This window comes from Streptomyces sp. NPDC001732, assembly GCF_053596315.1.
On the sequence record NZ_JBSFFY010000072.1, the window covers coordinates 1 to 19,561 of the forward strand.

At 70.2% G+C, this 19,561-nt stretch carries 19 protein-coding genes, 1 pseudogene and 1 riboswitch; of the genes and pseudogenes, 9 read left to right on the forward strand and 11 right to left on the reverse strand.

Features of this window, described 5'->3' with window-relative positions; all coding sequences use genetic code 11:
- Positions 1-586 (forward strand): transposase (locus ACWCXX_RS35245; protein WP_451134508.1); only part of this gene is annotated, 586 nt, incomplete at its 5' end.
- A 144-nt stretch (positions 587-730) separates the two neighbouring features.
- On the opposite strand, the gene ACWCXX_RS35250 is transcribed toward ACWCXX_RS35245, so the two are convergent.
- From ACWCXX_RS35250 to ACWCXX_RS35260, 3 genes are all read right to left on the reverse strand, one after another.
- Positions 731-1,333 (reverse strand): HAAS signaling domain-containing protein, encoded by a 603-nt coding sequence (locus tag ACWCXX_RS35250; protein ID WP_451134510.1) that lies wholly within the window; start codon positions 1,331-1,333, stop codon positions 731-733.
- Positions 1,330-1,704: a PadR family transcriptional regulator gene (locus ACWCXX_RS35255; protein ID WP_266922933.1), complete on the reverse strand. Its 375-nt coding sequence runs from the start codon at positions 1,702-1,704 to the stop codon at positions 1,330-1,332. Before ACWCXX_RS35255 ends, ACWCXX_RS35250 begins: the two co-directional genes overlap by 4 nt.
- Before the next feature lie 422 nt (positions 1,705-2,126).
- Entirely contained in the window at positions 2,127-3,158 is a 1,032-nt protein-coding gene (locus ACWCXX_RS35260; protein WP_451134512.1) for a MarR family transcriptional regulator, read from the reverse strand.
- 422 nt (positions 3,159-3,580) lie between these two features.
- Here ACWCXX_RS35260 and ACWCXX_RS35265 point away from each other — a divergent pair, with 422 nt between their 5' ends.
- Positions 3,581-4,174, forward strand: a complete 594-nt coding sequence (locus ACWCXX_RS35265; RefSeq protein ID WP_451134514.1) for a L,D-transpeptidase family protein — start codon at positions 3,581-3,583, stop codon at positions 4,172-4,174.
- A 126-nt stretch (positions 4,175-4,300) separates the two neighbouring features.
- On the opposite strand, the gene ACWCXX_RS35270 is transcribed toward ACWCXX_RS35265, so the two are convergent.
- Together ACWCXX_RS35270 and ACWCXX_RS35275 are read right to left on the reverse strand one after the other, a co-directional pair.
- Entirely contained in the window at positions 4,301-5,731 is a 1,431-nt protein-coding gene (locus tag ACWCXX_RS35270) for an alpha,alpha-trehalose-phosphate synthase (UDP-forming) (protein ID WP_451134516.1), read from the reverse strand.
- Between the two features lie 54 nt (positions 5,732-5,785).
- A complete protein-coding gene (locus tag ACWCXX_RS35275; protein ID WP_451134518.1) occupies positions 5,786-6,748 on the reverse strand; it encodes a glucosyl-3-phosphoglycerate synthase in 963 nt (320 codons plus the stop codon).
- 153 nt (positions 6,749-6,901) lie between these two features.
- Positions 6,902-7,029: riboswitch (SAM riboswitch) on the forward strand.
- Positions 7,030-7,047: 18 nt separating this feature from the next.
- Here ACWCXX_RS35275 and thrC point away from each other — a divergent pair.
- The 4 genes from thrC (at position 7,048) to groL (ending at position 11,291) form a co-directional block, all read left to right on the forward strand.
- The gene (gene thrC / locus ACWCXX_RS35280; protein ID WP_451134519.1) at positions 7,048-8,349 is read left to right on the forward strand and encodes a threonine synthase; all 1,302 of its coding nucleotides are present in this window, start codon (positions 7,048-7,050) and stop codon (positions 8,347-8,349) included.
- A gap of 31 nt (positions 8,350-8,380) precedes the next feature.
- Positions 8,381-8,659 (forward strand): ubiquitin-like small modifier protein 1, encoded by a 279-nt coding sequence (locus ACWCXX_RS35285; RefSeq protein WP_451134521.1) that lies wholly within the window; start codon positions 8,381-8,383, stop codon positions 8,657-8,659.
- A 445-nt stretch (positions 8,660-9,104) separates the two neighbouring features.
- Entirely contained in the window at positions 9,105-9,311 is a 207-nt protein-coding gene (locus ACWCXX_RS35290) for a cold-shock protein (RefSeq protein WP_003967346.1), read from the forward strand.
- Between the two features lie 357 nt (positions 9,312-9,668).
- A complete protein-coding gene (gene groL / locus ACWCXX_RS35295; protein WP_072487928.1) occupies positions 9,669-11,291 on the forward strand; it encodes a chaperonin GroEL in 1,623 nt (540 codons plus the stop codon).
- 107 nt (positions 11,292-11,398) lie between these two features.
- Here groL and ACWCXX_RS35300 read toward each other — a convergent pair whose 3' ends face one another.
- The 4 genes from ACWCXX_RS35300 to ACWCXX_RS35315 all read right to left on the reverse strand — a co-directional run bounded on the left by ACWCXX_RS35300 (position 11,399) and on the right by ACWCXX_RS35315 (position 15,492).
- Positions 11,399-12,640 (reverse strand): hypothetical protein, encoded by a 1,242-nt coding sequence (locus tag ACWCXX_RS35300; RefSeq protein WP_451134522.1) that lies wholly within the window; start codon positions 12,638-12,640, stop codon positions 11,399-11,401.
- Positions 12,641-12,787: 147 nt separating this feature from the next.
- Positions 12,788-13,687 carry a hypothetical protein gene (locus ACWCXX_RS35305; RefSeq protein WP_451134524.1) on the reverse strand — a complete coding sequence of 300 codons (900 nt, stop codon included), beginning with the start codon at positions 13,685-13,687 and terminating at the stop codon, positions 12,788-12,790.
- Between the two features lie 390 nt (positions 13,688-14,077).
- The gene (locus ACWCXX_RS35310) at positions 14,078-14,296 is read right to left on the reverse strand and encodes a ferredoxin (protein WP_451134526.1); all 219 of its coding nucleotides are present in this window, start codon (positions 14,294-14,296) and stop codon (positions 14,078-14,080) included.
- A gap of 5 nt (positions 14,297-14,301) precedes the next feature.
- Positions 14,302-15,492 carry a cytochrome P450 gene (locus tag ACWCXX_RS35315; RefSeq protein WP_451134528.1) on the reverse strand — a complete coding sequence of 397 codons (1,191 nt, stop codon included), beginning with the start codon at positions 15,490-15,492 and terminating at the stop codon, positions 14,302-14,304.
- Positions 15,493-15,605: 113 nt separating this feature from the next.
- Here ACWCXX_RS35315 and ACWCXX_RS35320 point away from each other — a divergent pair, with 113 nt between their 5' ends.
- On the forward strand, positions 15,606-16,220 hold the full coding sequence (locus tag ACWCXX_RS35320) for a TetR/AcrR family transcriptional regulator (RefSeq protein WP_451134530.1): 615 nt from the start codon (positions 15,606-15,608) through the stop codon (positions 16,218-16,220).
- Between the two features lie 120 nt (positions 16,221-16,340).
- On the opposite strand, the gene ACWCXX_RS35325 is transcribed toward ACWCXX_RS35320, so the two are convergent.
- Positions 16,341-17,951, reverse strand: coding sequence for an adenosine deaminase family protein (locus ACWCXX_RS35325; protein ID WP_451134532.1), 1,611 nt, complete (start codon positions 17,949-17,951; stop codon positions 16,341-16,343).
- Between the two features lie 287 nt (positions 17,952-18,238).
- Between ACWCXX_RS35325 and ACWCXX_RS35330 the strand changes: the two genes are divergently transcribed.
- A complete protein-coding gene (locus tag ACWCXX_RS35330; protein ID WP_451134534.1) occupies positions 18,239-18,793 on the forward strand; it encodes a M23 family metallopeptidase in 555 nt (184 codons plus the stop codon).
- Positions 18,794-18,927: 134 nt separating this feature from the next.
- Positions 18,928-19,131, forward strand: a pseudogene (locus ACWCXX_RS35335) (IS630 family transposase); the annotation flags it as partial.
- Between the two features lie 41 nt (positions 19,132-19,172).
- Here the strand turns inward: ACWCXX_RS35335 and ACWCXX_RS35340 are convergent.
- Complete coding sequence (locus ACWCXX_RS35340; RefSeq protein WP_451134536.1) at positions 19,173-19,550, reverse strand: nuclear transport factor 2 family protein; 378 nt, start codon at positions 19,548-19,550, stop codon at positions 19,173-19,175.
- Positions 19,551-19,561 lie beyond the last annotated feature (11 nt).

The window sequence follows — 19,561 nt, forward strand, 5'->3', positions numbered from 1 at the left end:
CGTGGTGGGCATCTCGACCACGACCACGGCGCAACCCGAGGACGCACAGCCGTGCACCCCGGCCCACACCGGCCTGGGCAGACGGCCGGTACCTGCCTACCCCGAGCCGGCCCAGCGGGGGAAGAGCCTGGTCATCGCGGCCGATAAGAACTCCGCGCGGCCGGTGCAGTGGAGGGAGGGATCCCGGCCGGGCAGCGGCCGCAGCGGGCACAAGCGCATGTACTCGCGCTTCGTGGCCCTGCGGGTCCGGCCCGCCGGACGCGAGATCCGCAAGGCCACGGCCGGCAGCGGGCTTCCGGTCCGCCGGCTGCTGGCCGAATGGCCCGCCGACCAGGACGAGCCCGTGCAGTTCTGGCTCTCCAACCTGCCCGAGACCACCCCGTTGCCCGTCCTCGTGCGCACCGCGAAACTCCGCCGGCGCATCGAGAACGACTACCGCGAGATGAAACAGGCCCTGGGCCTGGCCCACTTCGAAGGCCGAACCCGGCCAGGCCGGCACCACCACGTCACCCTCGTCTCGGTCGCCCACGCCTTCTGCACCCTGCAGCGACTGACCCGATCCCCAAAAGAGACGGCGCCGGCCTGAGCCTCTGCCGAGTCGTCCGCGAGCTGCAGATACTCATCGCGACCTGGACCGGCGCCTGCCCCACCTGTCACCGCGGCATGCCAGACCCCGCACCAACATGACCAGGCACTACTAGCTAGTAGCGGTGAGCGCCGCGTCTGCCTCTCAGGCGCGGCGGATCCTCCAGAGCCAGGTGCACACGGCGGCAATCAGGGCGGTGATTACCAGGTTGGGCAGGAGAGCGGGAGCGCTGTCCTCCTGCAGGGCGCCGGAGGAGAGGTTCCAGGTGGCGATGAGGACTGTGGGCAGGACGGCGGTCAGCAGGACGCCAGTGGTTTTCTGGACGGCCCGCCAGTGCACCGAGGTGCACAGCAGGACGGCGCCGATGACGCGGAACAGGACGCCGAACACAGGCCCCGGCTGGTCGGGGAAGACCATCCCGAAAGGGGCGACGAGGGTGAGCATCAGGAGCGGGACCAGGGGGTGGACTCTGCCGGGCCGGGCGGACGGGGCGTCGTCGCCGTGGCTGCGTGCCGGGACCCAGGCGTTCCCGTGGGCGGCCTCGGCCAGTGCCGTCGCCGCGATCGTGCGGGGGTCGCCCAGTTCGGCCAGGACCACGACGACTGCGGTGCCGGGGCGTTCGGCACGGGCGACCTCGATGTGTTCGGCGAGGTCGGCGAGGAGTTCCTGGCGGCGCTCTGCGGGCAGTGCGGATGCCTCGCGCTCGACGGCTCGGAGGTAGTCCTGGACAAGGTCGGCGGTCTTCATGCGGGGTCTCCAGGGGAGGGGCGGGGGACGTTCAAGAAAGCGTCGACGGCGTTGCGGAAGCCGGGCCACAGGAGAGTGAACTCCTCGAGCGCGGCCCGGCCACTGCCGGTGAGCGCGTAGTAGCGGCGCGGCGGCCCGACGGCGGACTCCTGCCAGGTGGTGGTGACCAGGTCGTCGCGGCGGAGCCGGGAGAGCAGCGGATAGACGGTGCCCTGGCTGGTGGCCAGGGCACCGGAGTCCTCCAGGGCGGCCAGGAGTTCCACGCCGTAGCGAGGGCGGTCCCGCATGAGAGCGAGGACGCAGTACTCCAGGACGCCCTTGCGCAGCTGGGCGGTTGCCCGAGCCTGCTTAGCTGAATAGCCTGGTTCCATGTGATGCAAGATACCTGGCGAGGCAGGCAGCAGGGAAGGGGGGCCTTTCTCTGGACATCCCCCGGTGCTGGCCGAGCTGACGGATCTGGTGCGGGAGGCGTTCGAGCGCTGGGCGCAGCTGGATCAGGCCGAGCAGCAGCGGCGGTTGCGCCTGCGGCAGCAGGCGGCGTCATGATGCGCCGCAGCCGGAAGGGGCGCGCCCGGTGATCCGATGCCGATGCTGTGGCGGACCAGGAGCTGGAGGAGCAGGGGGGTTGGTGGATGTCGCCGTCGACCGGGTCGGTGGTGGTGACCGGTGTGGTGCGGCGCCTGCCCCACCTGTCACCGCGACATGCCAGACCCCGCACCAACATGACCAAGCCCTACTAGTGCTGTGGCCTGGCGGGACTTTCGGAACACCCCCCCGGGGCCCTCCGCCCGGGTCAGGCCGGAACCGTGGGGTTCGGACGGCCGTTCAGCATGGCGGAACCGAGGGGGGTCACCGCGTGCAGGACGGTGCTGCCGTGGCGGGTGGTGGAGATGAGTCCGGACTGCCGCAACACGGTGGCGTGCTCGCTGGAGGTGGCCGGGGAGACGGACAGGGCTTCGGCGAGCTGTCCGGTGGTGCAGGGGGCGTGGCCGATGGCGTCGAGCGCTTGGGCGCGGGTCCGTCCGAGGAGCGCGGCCAGGGCCCGGTGGGTTCCGCTCCCGGGCCCGGTGAGCATGTCGGCGGAGTCGGAGACGCTGCGGATGACGGGGACGAACAGCACGAACGGGGCCTGGTCGTCCGTCGTGCTGCTGTAGGCGATGGGCCGGGTGCGGCAGAAGGCGGAAGGCACCAGAGTGAGGCCCCGGCCTCCCAGGGCGAGCTCCCCCGTCAGCGCGCCGCGTCCGATCTCCAGCACCGGGGAGCGCCAGCGGAAGCCCGGCGGCAGTCCCGCGAGCATCGCCTCGACACCGGAACTCGCGAGGAGGCGGGCGTGGCTGGTCTGTTCCGACTGGAGCCGTGACTGTATGCGTGACCAGTGGGGGGCCACGGCGACGCGGTGGTAGTCGTGGAGGAACCGCACCAGTTCCCGACGGGCGGCCCGGTCGTGGGAGAGGCCCGCCCACGACGTTCCGGCCCAGGGGGCGGGGCGCCCTGCGTAGTGGGAGAAGGCGGCGGAAGCCCCCGCGAGTTCGTCCCGCACGTGGTCCGGGCGGGCGGCCAGGAGGGCCTCCAGACCTTCCTCCAACGACTGGGCGGGCCCGGTGAGGGTGAACAGGTCCAGGGCTCCGCCGCAGAAGAGTGCCGAGGCAGGGTGAGCGGGTGCTTCCGATGCGCGGGACACGCGCCGGCGCCAGCCCCCGAACAGCGCCTCGGTGTTGTTCTGCCCCAGGGTCGTCAGGCTGAGGAGCGTCTCCCCGAGGGGGCCCCAGGTGGTCAGGACCCTCGTCCTGGCGAGATCTTCCGATGTGAAGTGAATGCGCAGCATGGAGAGCCTTCCACTTGCCCGTCCTCGGACCACCCAGTCTTCTTCTTCTCCCGGCAGCCGCAAGGAGCCTTCAAGTCCCGGTTCCACATGGCGAGTTCCGTACGCCCTCCGTTCCCGCTTCCGCCTGGCGAGTTCCGTACGCCCTCCGTTCCCGGTTCCGCCTGGCGAGTTCCGTACGCCCTCCGTTTCGGCGGAGAGCGCCGGGGTCCCGGGCAGGCGCTTCGGCCAGGACCGAAAAGGGTGGCCCGTCCTGCCGGGGGTCAGCAGGATTGCGGTCGAAGCAGGCGCGGCGCACAGGCCGAGGACCGGTGACCGCGGTTCCGGCACTGCAACGCCTCATTCGCACGAAGCCTTCTCCACCGGGGGGGAGCAGAAGCGGTGGAGAAGGCTTCCACGACCGATGACCCATAGGGAGGGATCCAGTGAACCTGAAAACGCGCGTCATACCGTTCGCCCTCGCCACCGTCCTCGCCGCAGGACTGAGTGCGACGCTGACACCGTCGGCGCAGGCCGGGGAGGAGACGAGCAGATCGGCCGCCGTCACCGACACCTACTACCTGCGCTTCAACAAGGGAACGGTCACCAACTCCCGTCTGGAGCTGGTGAAGCGGGTGCCCGGACGCGACAAGGTGATCAAGCGGTGGAAGGCCGGCTCCGGGCAGGTCACGAACGAGTGCGCGGTCGGCAAGGGGTGGCTGCCCAACGCCGACGCCCGGCACCCGTACGCGGTCCAGTGGCACCGCAAGAACTTCGACGGCATCATCAACGGCTTCGTGATCAAGCTGTCGGACAAGGTCTGCAAGAACGGTCGCACCAAGCGCACCGAGCTGTTCATCCACAGCGAGATGAAGCCGAACGGGCGGCAGGGAACGATCGAGTCCGAGAAGTGGACCGACCGCAACCCCAACGACTACTTCTCCAACGGCTGCATCAAGCTGAATCCGCAGGACATCAAGGATCTGTTCTCGCGGCTGGACCGTACGGGCTGGCCCAAGAAGCTCTACGTCGTTCCCTGACCGACGCGGGAAGTGTCCCGGCCGCACGGGGGTGGGCCGGGACACTTCCCGCATCGGGGCCGCACGGCGAAGCGAGCCCCGACGGCTGCCACGCCGGGTCCCCGGTCGCCGGACGGGTCCGCTTTCTCAAGCCTCCCGCCGCAACGCGTCCAGCTGCTCCAGGAACCACTGCTGCGGCGGCAGCGCGACCGCCGCCGCGGCCAGCCGCGCCGTGCGCGCGGCCCGCTCGTCCTCCGCCATCGTCAGTGCCTCGTGCAGCGCCCCCGCCGTCGCGGAGACGTCGTACGGATTCACCACCACCGCGTCGCCGCCCAGCTCCTCGTACGCCCCGGCCTCCCGTGACAGCACCAGCGCGCAGCCGTGGTCGGAGACCACCGGGATCTCCTTGGCGACCAGGTTCATGCCGTCGCGGATCGGGTTGACGAGCGCCACGTCGGCCAGCCGGTACGCGGCGAGCGAGCGGGCGAAGTCGTCCTTGACGTGCAGCACCACCGGCGTCCAGCCCGCCGTGCCGTACTCGGCGTTGATCGCGTCGGCGACCCGCCGTACCTCGTCCGTGTAGTCCCGGTACACCGCGAGGTCCTGCCGGGAGGGGTACGCGAACGCCACGTGGACCACTCGCTCGCGCCATTCGGGGCGGTCGGCGAGGAGCGCGCGGTAGGCCAGCAGGCCGCGCACGATGTTCTTGGAGAGCTCCGTCCGGTCCACCCGTACGATCGTCCTCCGGCCGGGGCCCGTCTGCTCGCGCAGTGCGGCCATCCGCTCGTCCACGTCCGCCTCGTGCGCGCGGCGGCGCAGGAAGTCCGCGTCCGCGCCGAGGCCGTGCACCCCGACGTCGGTCCGGCCGGTGCCGCCCACGATCCGGGTGCAGCAGTCGACGAACGCGTCGGCCCAGCGCCAGGTCAGGAAGGCGGCCCGGTCCGCGCCCAGGATGCCGCGCAGCAACTGCTCGGCGACGTCGTCGGGCAGCAGCCGGAAGTAGTCGACGGGCGCCCACGGGGTGTGCGAGAAGTGTCCGATCCGCAGGTCCGGGCGGAGCTCGCGGAGCATGCCGGGCACCAGCGCCAGGTGGTAGTCCTGCACCAGCACCGCCGCGCCCCGCCCGGCCTCCTCGGCGAGCGCCTCGGCGAAGGCCCGGTTGTAGGTCTCGAACGAGGCCCACTGCCGCCGGAACTCCGCGTCGAAGACCGGCTCCAGCGGCGTCTGGTACAGCATGTGGTGGACGAACCAGAGCACCGAGTTCGCGATGCCGTTGTACGCGTCCGCGTGGACGTCCGCGTCGATGTCGAGCATCCGTACGCCCGGCTCGCCGAGCCCGCGCCGGACCGCCTCCCGGTCCCCGTCGCCGAGCGCGGCGCACACCCACAGCTTGTCCTCGACGGCGCTCAGCCCGGAGACCAGGCCCCCGCCGCCCCGTCTGGCACCGAGCGATCCGTCCTTGCCCAGGGTGTACGACACCGGGCCGCGGTTGGACGCGACGAGGACCCGGGTGTCGGAGCGGGGGCCGGACCGCTCGGCGGACCGGGCAGCGGACCTGGGATCGTGCTCGGAGACCATGTTGCGGAATCTAGCCCGATCGCGAACCGCCCAAACGTGCGAAGTCGGGCCGGATCAGGCCGCGCGGCGTGAAACGTACTCCTCTATCTCCCGCATCGGGGGCCGCTCCTCGGTGTCCACGGCATGGGTGCGCGGTACGAAGCCGTCCGCGCCGCGCTCGAACTGGGTGAGCGCGGGCCGCACCAAGTGGCCCCGGGACAGGCGTAGTTGGGCGGTCCGGTAGATCGCCGCCGCCATTCGGCCCAGTGCCTGCCCGTCCTGGTGCCGGTGCTTGCGCACCCCCACGTCCACCTGGGCCAGCGCGTCCAGCCCCACCGTGTGCAGGGCGTCGACCAGCAGTCCCAGCTCCACTCCGTAGCCGACGGGGAACGGCAGCTGTTCGAGCAGGGAGCGGCGCACGGCGTACTCACCGCCCAGCGGCTGGACGAAACCGGCCAGCTGCGGCCAGTGCAGATTGAGCAGCGGGCGGGCCACCAGCTCGGTCACCCGGCCCCCCTGGGCCGCCGCCCCGCCGGGACCGTCCCCGAAGGGGCGGTCGTACATCGCCTTCACGAACTGCACGTCCGGATCGGTCAGCAGCGGGCCGACGATGCCGGAGACGAAGTCCGCCGAGAAGTCCTTCAGGTCGGCGTCGACGAAGCAGACGATGTCGCCGCCGGTGACCAGGAGGGACCGCCACAGCACCTCGCCCTTGCCGGGCACGGCCGGTATCCGGGGGAGTATCGCGTCGCGGTGCACCACCCGGGCGCCGGCCTCCCGGGCCACCTGCGAGGTGGCGTCCGTGGAGCCGGAGTCGATCACCACCAGCTCGTCGACCAGCGAGACCTTCTCCATCAGCTCGCGCCGGATCGTGGCGACGATGTCACCGACCGTCGCCTCCTCGTCGAGCGCGGGCAGCACGACGCTCACGCTGCTGCGGCGCGGTTCCCCGGCCTTGGCTGCCAGCAGACGCTCCAACGGACGGTCGGCGGCCGACCAGGAACGCCCGGCCAGCCAGCGTTCGACCTCTTCCAGCACGGTCGATACTCCCTGTATGTGATCCATCTCGCGGTTCGGACGGCTGTCTCGGCAGCCTGATGCTTCGGTTACAGTCTTGAACAACGCGGATGACCGTCGCATGTCGGGGTCCATCTGCCAATAAACGCCCGGATCGAAGATCCGGTGCCAAAGAGCTCATCCAGAGGGACTGAGGGAACGGCCCGTTGAAGTCCCGGCAACCCTCCTGCCGACCGCGAGGACACGGTGGGGAAGGTGCCAATTCCGTCTTGTGGCGAAATGCGCCACAAGGAAGATGAGGAGAAAGGGCCTCCGCCATCATGGCTGTGCAGACCGTTGCAGCGAACACCGATTCCTCCGTTTCCCCCGTCGACCTCGGACCTGCCGCGGCGCTTTCCTGCCGCGAGTGCGGCGAGCGTTTCGACCTCGGCCCCGTCTTCGCCTGCGCGTCCTGTTTCGGACCGCTCGAAGTGGCGTACGACCTGCCGAGCGGCTCCCCCGACGAGCTGAAGAAGCGCATCGAGGCCGGCCCGAACAACATCTGGCGCTACGCGCCGCTGCTGCCGGTCCCCGCGGACGTCGCGGACAAGCCCAACATCAACCCCGGCTTCACCAAGCTGGTCAAGGCCGACAACCTCGCCCGCGAGCTGGGCGTCACCGGCGGCCTGTACGTCAAGGACGACTCCGGCAACCCGACGCACTCCTTCAAGGACCGGGTCGTCGCGATCGCCGTCGAGGCCGCCCGCGCCTTCGGCTTCACCACCCTCTCCTGCTCCTCCACCGGCAACCTCGCCGGTGCGGTGGGCGCCGCCGCCGCCCGCGCGGGCTTCCGCTCCTGCGTGTTCATCCCGCACGACCTGGAGCAGGGCAAGGTCGTCATGGCCGCGGTGTACGGCGGTGAGCTGGTCGGCATCGAGGGCAACTACGACGACGTCAACCGCTTCTGCTCGGAGCTCATCGGCGACCCGCTCGGCGAGGGCTGGGGCTTCGTCAACGTCAACCTCCGCCCGTACTACGGCGAGGGCTCCAAGACGCTGGCGTACGAGATCTGCGAGCAGCTCGGCTGGCGGCTGCCGGACCAGATCGTCGTCCCGATCGCGTCCGGATCGCAGCTCACGAAGATCGACAAGGGTCTTCAGGAGCTGATCAAGCTCGGTCTCGTCGAGGACCGGCCGTACAAGATCTTCGGCGCCCAGGCCGAGGGCTGCTCCCCGGTCTCCGCCGCCTTCAAGGCCGGTCACGACGTCGTGCGCCCCCAGAAGCCGAACACCATCGCCAAGTCCCTCGCGATCGGCAACCCGGCCGACGGCCCGTACGTCCTGGACATCGCCCGCCGCACCGGCGGCGCGGTGGAGGACGTGAACGACGAGCAGGTCGTCGACGCCATCAAGCTGCTGGCCCGCACCGAGGGCATCTTCGCGGAGACGGCGGGCGGGGTGACGGTCGGTGTGACGAAGAAGCTCATCGAGGCCGGGGTCATCGACCCGGCGCTGACCACCGTCGTCCTCAACACGGGCGACGGCCTCAAGACCCTCGACGCGGTGGCCGCCACCTCGCAGGCGACCGCGACGATCCGCCCCAGCCTGGACGCGTTCCGCGCTGCGGGCCTTGCCACCAGCTGACCACCCGGGACTCCAGGAAGGCCACCCCATCATGAGCGTCAAGGTCCGCATCCCCACCATTCTCCGCACCTACACGGGCGGCCGGGCCGAGGTCCCGGCGGAGGGCACGACCCTCTCCCAGGTCATCGAGTCCCTGGAGAAGAACCACCCGGGCATCGCCGCCCGCGTCCTGGACGACCAGGGCAAGCTGCGCCGTTTCGTGAACGTGTACGTCAACGACGACGACGTGCGCTTCGAGAACGGTCTGGAGACGGCCACGCCGGACGGCGCCGGCATCTCGATCATCCCGGCCGTCGCGGGCGGCTGCTGACACACCGTCCGGCCGCATGCCGACCCATCCGAACGGAATTGCCCTCTCCGGTTTCGAACCTCTTCGGGTTTGAAACGGAGGGGGCAATTCTGCATGGTTGAGCGCGGTAGAGTGTGGGAAGTCCCCCCAGCTGCCCGTGCCGCCCGCATACGAGAATGCGCCGCGCCACGACAAGATGCAGCCAAAGTGCCCGGACCCCCTGCGGCATAAGTCACTTTTGTCTGGCCCGACTTGCCCTGGAACCTTATGAATTCCCCATATTCGGGCGTTCGGTGCTGTCGAGATTTCTCGTCCGATTGACCTGTTGCAGAGGGCAGTTGGGCAGATACATTCGGCCGCGGTCGACGCGTTCCGGCGCACGCACCCTCTCCTGTCGGAGGGTGGGTTCTGACCCGGGACCGCGAAGTGCGGCCCCGCGCAAGGGCCAGTAATAGGGGAGTTAGGCATGGCTCAGGGCACCGTCAAGTGGTTCAACGCGGAGAAGGGGTACGGCTTCATCGCGGTCGACGGTGGTGCGGATGTTTTCGTCCACTACAGCGCGATCCAGATGGACGGGTACCGCACCCTCGAAGAGGGTCAGCGAGTTGAGTTCGAGATCTCGCAGGGCCAGAAGGGGCCCCAGGCGGACATGGTCAAGCTCGCCGTCGGCTGAGCACGGCGCGGTCGGCCAACGACACCACTCACGCACGGAGGTCCGTACCCCCCAGGGGTACGGACCTCCGTGCGTTCCGGTGTGTCGCCCGGCGCCGCCCCTTCTCCGGGGGCGCTTGCGCCCTCCCGTCGCCCGACCGCCATCCCTCATCGGGCCTTCTTCGAAGGCGCTTGCACTCTCCATGGTCGAGTGCTAATTATTGGCGTTAGCACTCTCCAGGTGAGAGTGACAGAACTTGGATCGGGCCGGTGAGGCCCGCAGGCCGGCGGGGCAAGGAACCACCGGTCACGCAGGCCGTCCGTCGCGGGCGCCTCCCGGTCCGGAGAAATCCACCCCTGTCCGGGAGGACCACTTCACATGGCCAAGATCATCGCGTTCGACGAGGAGGCCCGGCGCGGTCTCGAGCGCGGCATGAACCAGCTCGCCGACGCCGTCAAGGTCACCCTTGGCCCCAAGGGTCGCAACGTCGTCCTTGAGAAGAAGTGGGGCGCCCCCACGATCACCAACGATGGTGTTTCCATCGCCAAGGAGATCGAGCTGGAGGACCCGTACGAGAAGATCGGTGCGGAGCTGGTCAAGGAGGTCGCCAAGAAGACGGACGACGTCGCCGGCGACGGTACGACCACCGCCACCGTTCTCGCCCAGGCCCTCGTCCGCGAAGGTCTGCGCAACGTCGCCGCGGGTGCCAACCCGATGGCCCTCAAGCGGGGCATCGAGAAGGCCGTCGAGGCCGTCTCCGCCGCCCTCCTGGAGCAGGCGAAGGATGTCGAGACCAAGGAGCAGATCGCTTCCACGGCCTCCATCTCCGCCGCCGACACCCAGATCGGCGAGCTCATCGCCGAGGCCATGGACAAGGTCGGCAAGGAAGGCGTCATCACCGTCGAGGAGTCCCAGACCTTCGGTCTGGAGCTGGAGCTCACCGAGGGCATGCGCTTCGACAAGGGCTACATCTCGGCGTACTTCGCCACCGACATGGAGCGCATGGAGTCGTCCCTCGACGACCCGTACATCCTGATCGTGAACTCCAAGGTCAGCAACGTGAAGGACCTCCTTCCGCTGCTGGAGAAGGTCATGCAGTCCGGCAAGCCGCTGCTGATCATCGCCGAGGACGTCGAGGGCGAGGCCCTGTCGACCCTGGTCGTCAACAAGATCCGTGGCACCTTCAAGTCCGTCGCCGTCAAGGCCCCGGGCTTCGGTGACCGCCGCAAGGCCATGCTCGGCGACATCGCCATCCTCACCGGTGGCACCGTCATCTCCGAGGAGGTCGGCCTCAAGCTGGAGAACGCCGGTCTCGACCTGCTCGGCCGCGCCCGCAAGGTCGTCATCACCAAGGACGAGACGACGATCGTCGACGGTGCCGGTGACAGCGACCAGGTCCAGGGCCGCGTCAACCAGATCCGCGCCGAGATCGAGAACTCCGACTCGGACTACGACCGCGAGAAGCTCCAGGAGCGCCTCGCGAAGCTGGCCGGCGGCGTGGCCGTCATCAAGGCCGGTGCCGCGACCGAGGTCGAGCTCAAGGAGCGCAAGCACCGCATCGAGGACGCGGTGCGCAACGCCAAGGCCGCCGTCGAGGAGGGCATCGTCGCCGGTGGTGGCGTGGCTCTGCTCCAGGCCTCGGCCGTCTTCGAGAAGCTGGAGCTCTCGGGTGACGAGGCGACCGGCGCCAACGCCGTGAAGCTGGCCCTGGAGGCCCCGCTGAAGCAGATCGCCGTCAACGGCGGTCTCGAGGGCGGCGTCGTCGTCGAGAAGGTGCGCAACCTGGCCGTCGGCCACGGTCTGAACGCCGCGACCGGCGAGTACGTCGACATGATCGCCGAGGGCATCCTCGACCCGGCGAAGGTCACGCGTTCCGCCCTGCAGAACGCCGCGTCCATCGCCGCGCTGTTCCTCACCACCGAGGCCGTCATCGCCGACAAGCCGGAGAAGGCCGCCGCGGCTGCCCCGGGCGGCATGCCGGGCGGTGACATGGACTTCTGATCCTGACGGATCGGTAGTTCCTGCGCAGCTTTGCCGCATCGGCCCCCGGACCACCTGGTCCGGGGGCCGATGTCGTTCCCGGTGCTTTCGCCCGCGGCGCCCGTCCGTTACGGAAGCCGGTCGAGCAGCCAGGTGGAGAGTTCCTCCGTCACCAGGGCGTGCCCCTCGTTGCGGGAGGCGAGCCTGAACTCGTCCAGCCCGCTCGTCTCGTACGGAAGCCGGGAGATGTCCATGTACAGCTCCTTGTCCGTGTCCAGGTCGCCGATGTCCACCGCGCTGACGGACGGCACGAAGCAGTGCGAGCGGATGCGCACGTCGGTCTTGAGGCCGAGCGGGGCGGCGAGCGCGTTGAGCCCGTCGGCGAGGATGCCGAAACCTTCCAGCGAGCCGCCGGGCGCGCCGTCGATGGACGGCAGCCCTCCCGTGCGGATCTCTCTCGTCTTCTGCGTCACCACCCGCAATTCCGCGGCGAGTTCGTCGTCGCCGGGGGGCTGGGTGTAGAGCCTGGTGCCCGCGATCGACGGCCCCCTGCCCTCCAGGGCCAGTTCGCCCGCCCGCGCGTCGGTGCCGATGCCGTCGGCCGCGCCGTTGGCGACGCCGATCAGCCGCGGCCTGCGCGGCCATTCGCCGACCGTCCGCATCTCGGCGAGGAACGCGGTGCGTTCGTCGCTCCGCTTCGGTGTGCCGTCCCACTCCTCGATGTGCCGCCACAGCAGCTGACGGGCGGCCGGGCTGTTGATCTGGTCGGAGAACCGGCTGTCGAGGTCCCTGATGTAGTGCGCGAACGCCTGGAGCGAGAGCGGGACCCAGGCGCCGCGGTGCGGGCTGTCGTACGAGAAGTACAGCCCCGTCCGGTGGTCGACGTCCCGGCTCTCCATCGCGGCCAGCGCGTGTCGGGTGACGAGGCCGCCCGTGCCGAATCCGCCCACGGCCAGCGGGGTGCGGCCCTGCTGCTCGGCGGCGGTGCGCAGGATCGCGGCCTGTGCGGTCGTGGAGTTGTCCGGAATCGACGCACCGCGTTCGTGGAAGCCGAGGAGGACGACGTCACGGCCGCGACGGCGCAGTTCGCTGATGAGCGCGTAGTCGCCGAACTCCATGGCCTCCCAGGCGGACACCAGCGTGCTGGGCCCCGTGCCGAAGCCGTCGGCGACGATCACGGGCCGTACGAGCGCCTTGTTCCCCTCGCCGAAGTAGACCCGGGCGGTGCCGCCCGGCAGCTCCCACACGGCGCTGGGCGGCAGCGGGAGGGAACTGTGCGGTTCGGCGTCCAGGCGGGGGCCGGGGACCAGGGCGATGGGGGGCCTGTTCTGGAGCCCCGAGGCGATCTGCGCGTGGGACGGTTCGGACATGGGTCGTTCCCCTTTGGGCTGGTTCGTCACAACACGCGCAAAGGGGAGCACGGGGTGTAGTGGTCCGGTCAGGGAAGCGGCTCAAACCACCCCCAGGTGGGAGCCGGTTTCGGACAGGGGGTGACCAGGGGGAGGGGCGGCCGGGGGTCAGTGGCGCGTGTGCCCGGCGCGGTGGGCCAGCGCGGCCCGGACCCCGCTCATCCGCTCGCGCACCCCTTCCGCCGGTACGGCACCGTCCGGGCCGGCGGGCCGGGCGGCCGGTTCGCCCCGGCACTGCCCGCACCGGCCGCCGATCAGGGCCCGTTCGCTGCCCGGCGCGCGGCACTCGCTGCATTCGAGGGTGCGCAGCACCGTTCGCTGTTGCGCCGAACTCACCCGTTCGGGTGGCATCTTGTCGGTGAGTCGCCTGCGGACGAGGGCCGCCGCGTGATGGACGGGGGTGGGGAGCCCGTCGGTGAGGGCGTGCAGCAGTTCCGCCTCCGTGGCGCCCCGCTCGAACCACGCCGTGACCTGCGGTTCCAGCGCCGCGCAGTCCGCCGCCGACAGGGTGAGCGAGGGTGCGGTGCGCCCCAGCGCGGCGAGCAGGACGAACGCGCGGGAGCGGGTGGGCCGCTGCCGGGACTCCTCCGGTGGTACGTCGCCCCTGGTGAACGCCGCCCACCACGCGTCGTCCCGCGCGGTCCGGGAGAAGAACGTGCGGGTCACCCAGAGCAGGCACTCGTCCCGGGCCACGCACTCGCTGCCGCGCCGCAGACGCCCGGCGTTCTGGAGCCGGTTGAGCGCGGTGCGCAGGGCGCACTGGCCGTACGGAAGCACCTTGGCCAGGGTCTTCACGGAGATGTCGGCGCCCTCGGGCAGCCGGTCGAGATACGCGGCGATGGACGCCTCACGGGCCGGAAGATGCGCGAAATCGCGTTCCGTACGAGGGAGTTGAGCGGGCGCCGAACGCTTTCCGTACCCCGGACCGGCCATCGGATGCGGGTGCGAGGGGGTGAGAGGGGAGATGTGCGGTGCGCGGGGCGCAGCACTAAGCTGACTGTCAGCCATGAGATCGCGATGCCTTTCTGAGATCGCAAGGGCCTTGCGATCGAAGTGGTCAGACCCCTGTTTTCGGTGTTCTCACCACCGGCAGGGGTCGTTCTACTTCTGCAGGGATGGCCCTGCTCCCGGAACGCTAGAGGGTCGCCACCGTCCGTGGCAAACCGGTCACAAGGGGTCAATGCGAGGTTGACTCGCCGACCGTCCCGTCGGCCAACTCGCCGGACAGGGAGGGTGGGTGGGTACGGACCCACCCACCCGTTCCTCGAAAAGAGCGCTCGGACTCCGAGGCTTGAGCCCCGGTACGACGACGGGCGACCGGGGCGGTGGGGGCCTCGGTCGCGACGGACCTCGGTCGCGACGGACCTCGGTCGCGACGGGCCTCAGTCGCGGTGGGGCTCAGTCGCGGCGGGGGCCGATGACGGTGTCGCCCTCGTGCACGGTGATCGCCAGGGCCGGGCAGATGTCGGAGGCGTCCAGGACCCGTTCGTCCGGCTCGATCCCCTCGGCCCGCGCCCGTGCGCGCTCGCCGTCCAGGGCGAACACCTCGGGGACGGTTCCCGCGCACATGCCCGATCCCTGGCACAGCCGCTGATCGACGCGTACGTTCCAGCTCATCGCGGTCACCAGCCGATCGGCATGACGCGCGGCCCACGCACCAGCATCTCGGACTTCCACGTCACGTCGTCGGCCAGCCGCAGCCCGGGGAAGCGGGTGATGAGCGCGGACAGGGCCTCCTGGAGCTCCAGCCGGGCCAGCGGGGCGCCCAGGCAGTGGTGGACGCCGTGGCCGAATCCGAGGTGCTGGTTGCCCTCGCGGGCGACGTCGAGCACCCCCGGGGCCGTGAACCGCAGCGCATCGCGGTTGGCCGCGCCGACGGCGACCAGGACCGGGCTGCCCGCCCGGACGAGGGTCCCGCCCACCTCGATGTCCTCGGTGGCGTACCGGGGTTGACCGGCACCGCTGCCCAGCGGCACGAAGCGCAACAGCTCCTCCACCGCGTTCGGGACGAGCTCGGGCTCGGCCCTGAGCCGGGCCAGCTGCTCCGGGTGGTCGAGCAGGGTGAGGACGAAGTTGGGGATCTGGGAGGCGGTGGTCTCGTGCCCCGCCACGAGGATGCCGACGCACAGGTCGACGAGCTCCAGCTCGGAGAGCCGGTCGCGGCCGTCGCGGGCCTCGATCAGGGCCGTCATCAGGTCGTCCTGCGGCTCGCGGCGGTGCTGCTCGATCAACCCGGCCATGTAGGCGCGCAGTTCGTCGCGGCTGGCCTCGAATTCCTCCGCCGTGAGGGAGCTGGTCGACAGCGCGTCGTCGCTCCACACCCGGAAGCGCGGCCGGTCCTCGGTGGGCACGCCCAGCATCCGGCAGATCACGGCCACCGGCAGCGGCAGCGCGAACAGGTCCACCAGGTCCGCCGGCTGCCCGGCCGCCTCCATGTCGTCGAGGAGGCCCGCGGCCAGCTCCCGCACCTGGGGGCGCAACTTCTCGACCTGTCGGACCGTGAACGCCTTGGCGACCAGGGAGCGCAGCCGGGTGTGGTCCGGCGGGTCCATGCCGAGGATGCCGCCGTCGCGCTGCCCCTCGGACTGCCGGGGCTCGTCGTGCGAGGCGGCGGCGGCCCGGCTGAAGCGCTGGTCGCCGAGGACGAGCCGGGCGTCGGCGTAACGGGTGACGAGCCAGGCCGGTTCGCCGTACGGCATCTGGACCCGTAACAGCCCCGGCCGGTCCCGTACGCGCTCGTACTCCTCCGCGAGCTGGAGTCCTTCGGCGGTGTTGAAGGGATAGGCGAGGGGCGCGGCATCTGCTGTGGTCACTGCGGGCCTCCCATATGTAAGCAGCTGCTTACAAACGTAGAAGCGGTCCTTCCGGAAGGTCAACAACGCTTTACGGCCGTTATCCTGACGGGCCGTTCGAGAGGAAATCCGCCATGAAGCCCGCCCCCGCACCGCCCTCCGAAGAGCGTCGTCGGGACTCCGCGGCCACCCGGCGCCGACTGCTGGAAGCCGCCCGCGACCTGTTCGCGGAGCGGGGCTACGAAGCGACGACGGTGCGGAGCATCGCCGAGCGCGCCGGGGTCAACCAGGCCCTGCTCTTCCGTTACTTCGGCTCAAAACGGGGTTTGCTCACGGAAGTCGTCGCGCAGGGCGGTCTCGAACAGTTGCGCGCGACCCCACCCGACCAACTCTTCGAGACGGCCCTGCGCTCGATGCTGACCCGCAGCGCGGGCGGGACGGAGGACCGTTCCCTGGAGGTCTACCTGCGCTCCATGGGCCGGGGCGACGAGGCGTCCGGAACCCTGCGGGAGCTGGGCGAGGAGTACCGGAGCGCGCTGGCCGGGCTGTCCGGTACGGAGGACGGCGCCCTGCGCGCGGATCTCGCCATGGCCTGGCTGCTCGGCATAGGCCTGATGCGGACGGTCGTCGCCCACGAGCCGCTCGCCGGAGCCGACCCGGACGACGTCTGCCGGCTCGTGCTCGGCACGCTCGACCACCTCTGGTCCGCGCCCGCGCCCGAGGCCGGGGGCGCGGGCGGTACGGCGTAGCGGGCGGCGGGACAGTAGAAGAACAGGGGAACAGGGGAACAGGAAGGGGCGGCCCGGCGTCGTGCCGTGCCGCCCCGTGAACGGTGGACGCTTCCGCCCGGTGGCCGTTTCCGTCCCGGTTCAGCGGTGGTCGCGCTCGAAGGAGGCGAAGGCCACCTCCTGGCGCCATTCGGCCGCCGCCTTCGGGTTCTCCGCCAGGTAGTGGGCGCAGCGCAGGCTCGGGCGGTCGTCACCCGGGCGGCTGCCCTGGCAGACGGGGACCGGGCGGTAGTCGGACCGGGCGCTGCCCGCGGTCCACAGGCTGCGGCCGTCGTGGAACGCGTACTCCAGGGCGGCGCGCGCCAGGTCCTTCAGCTCGGTGTAGCTCAGGCCGTACGTACGGGCCGCGTACTGGTACTCGTGGCTGATGTCGATCCGCGAGACCCCCGGGTCGTCGGTGGACAGGACCACCGGGACGCCGTAGCTGCGGTAGGCGTTGAACGGGTGGTCGGCGCCCGCGATGCCGAGGATCTGCTTGTTGCTGGTGAACGGCACCTCGACCGCGACCCCGCGCCGCGCCATCGTCCGCGCGAGCTGCCGCCAGTCGTCCTCGTGGACCAGGTCCACACCGTGCCCGATGCGTTCCGCCCCGGCGACGAGGACGGCCTCCCGGATGTGGAAGGTCAGGTCCTTCGGCTTGACGAGACCGGGCGCCAGCTCACCGGCGTGCAGGGTGAGGTGGGTGTCCGGGTACTGGGTGCGCAGGTACTTCAGCATCCGCATCTGGAGGCTGTAGTTGTCCAGCGAGCTCTGCCAGTCCTCGGGCTGGACGAGGTTGACCGCGACGAAACGCGGGTCGCGCTCGGCCAGCCGCATGCCGACCGCCATCTGCGTGAACACCCGGGCCGGGGAGCTGCCCCGGGACACCTGGGAGATCCACCTGACGGGCAGGCGGCAGCCCGGGGCGGGGCGGGGGGTGTCGCAGTGCGCGGTCTCCCGGAACTGCGCGTCCGAGTCGTCGGCCTCCTGGATCGCCTCGTCCACCACCCGGTCGAGCTTCCCGCCGGCCACGAGCTTGCGGAGGAAGGCCGCCAGGTCGGCGTCGTAACCCACCTGGTCGGCCAGTGCCTTGGCGCTGTCCGAGGCGGGCGAGACCATCGTTTCCAGGTAGAACTGGTTGTTCTTGACGACGGTGTCGGCGACGTTCGCGAGCATCTTGCCGCGGGCGTACCAGGTCGCCATGCCGAACTTGTCGAACGTGTCGAAGAAGTGGTCGTGCCCGGACTCGCCCGGCGGGAAGTCCTGCATGGACCAGGCCCGGATGACCTGCTGCCGGAACGCGGCATTGGTCAGGGCGTCCGAGGCGGGCCGCTTGCCGGGTCCGCACGGCGGGGCGACGGCCTTCATCGACGCGTCGATGCACAGCCCCTGCTCGGCCGCGAGCTTGATCAGGTACTCCGTCGTGACGGCGCCCGACAGGTGGTTGTGCAGGTCACCTCCCTTGGGCAGGGCCTTGAAGAACTCCTTCAGCCGCTCCGGCCTGTCCCGGAGGGAGTCGAGGTACGCGGAGGTCCGGCGTTCGGCCGGGGTCACCGGGCGGTGCGCGGCCTGCGCCGCGGGCCGCGGCGCAGGCTCCTTCGCGGGGGCGGCGGCGGCCGGAAGAGCCGCGAGCAGGGACAGCGCGGCGAGTGCGCCGAGTCCGGCCGGAAGCAGTGACTTGGGACGGTGTGCCGTCCGGAATGTTGGAATCACGGCCGAATGATCGCGTTCGGCGAGGAGGTTTCCCGCCCGAACCGCATATACGGGCTGAAACGTCCACTCGATCGAGTGGGCAGCGATCATGCGGAGCAATCGGCTGCTCGATGACTGCTACGCCGTTGTCGTTGTCACACTCCGCCCCGGTTGTCATCCGAGCGTCACCCGTCCGTCACTCGACCGGTTGTCCGTCAGGCAGCTTTTTGCCAACCACCTTGTGGAGGTGTGGAGTTGCCGCGACCGTGCTCGGGTCCGGATCGGACGCATACAACGGGAGGTGCGCGGTGCGCAACAAGAAGAGAATTCTCGGCCGGATCACAGCGTTGGCGAGTGCGGTACTGGCCGTTGCGGGGCTCGGACTGATGGGTGCCCCGTCCGCCGCCGCCGTCGACTACTACTACGAACTCCCCTACCCGGCGGGCGAGTCGTACATGGTCACCCAGGGCCCCGAGGGCACGTACTCGCACGTCGGCCCGTACAACGAGCACGCCTGGGACTTCGGGCTCCCGGCGAACTACGAGGTCTCCGCCGCGCAGGGCGGCACGGTCCTGGTCTCGGACTGGTCGCAGTACTGGCAGAACGGCATCGAGGTGATCATCCGTCACCCGAACGGCCAGTGCACCCAGTACATCCACCTCAACAGGGCGATCTACAACCGGGGCGACTGGGTTCCGCAGGGCCGCATCATCGGCTGGTCGGGCGGCACGGGTGCGGCGACCGCCCCCCACCTGCACTTCTCGGTCGTCGACTGCAACACCCGCGTGAGCCTGCCGGCCACGATCCAGGGCTGGAAGCCTCCGACGGGCTCCTGGCCGGTCAGCGTCAACACACGCGCCTGACGGACCCGGCCCTGCCCCCGCCGCGTCGACCGGCGGGGGCCACTGAGCCAGTGCTCTGACCGGGAAGGTTCACCGGGTTGGTGGTCGTGACGGTTGGATGTGCGGTGACGTCCGATCCGGGCGCTGGAGGCGCGGTGGCTGAGCCTGTCCGTGTACGCAGGCCGACCGACCAGGAGGGGCAGAAGCTGCAGCAGATCGTGCGCCGGGGCAGCACGAGTTCGGTGCGCCACCGGCGCGCGATGATGCTGCCGGCCTCGGCCGGCGGAAACCGGGTGCCTGCTCCGGCGCCGCGGCATCACCTTCCAGCGCACCAAGACGTCAACTACTCGGTCTTTCACGGCCGAGTAGTTGACGAGAAGGACAGCGACAGAAGGACGACTCAGGAGGCGGACGGCTCGATCTCCCCCGCGAAGACGATGACCTGGTCGATGAGGCTCCGTCGCAGATGGACGACATCCGTTCCCGCCAGGCGGGGGCCTCCATCAGGCGTGGTGAAGACCCACTGGTACCGGGCCCATTCGCCAGGCATGTCCACCGCCGAGCAGCGCACCATCGTGCCGGTCCCCGCCGGGTGGCGTCGGATGTCCAGCACGAACTGCTCGACCGCCGCGATTCCTTCGCTGCGACCCAACGGCCCCCAGAAGACCACGTCTGAGGTCAGGGCCTGGGAGAGCAGGGCAGTCACATAGCTGTCGTCCGAAGCGTTGAACGCGGAGATGAACGTGTCGATCGCGGAGCGTGCGGTCTCTTCCTGCATGCCCCAGTAAT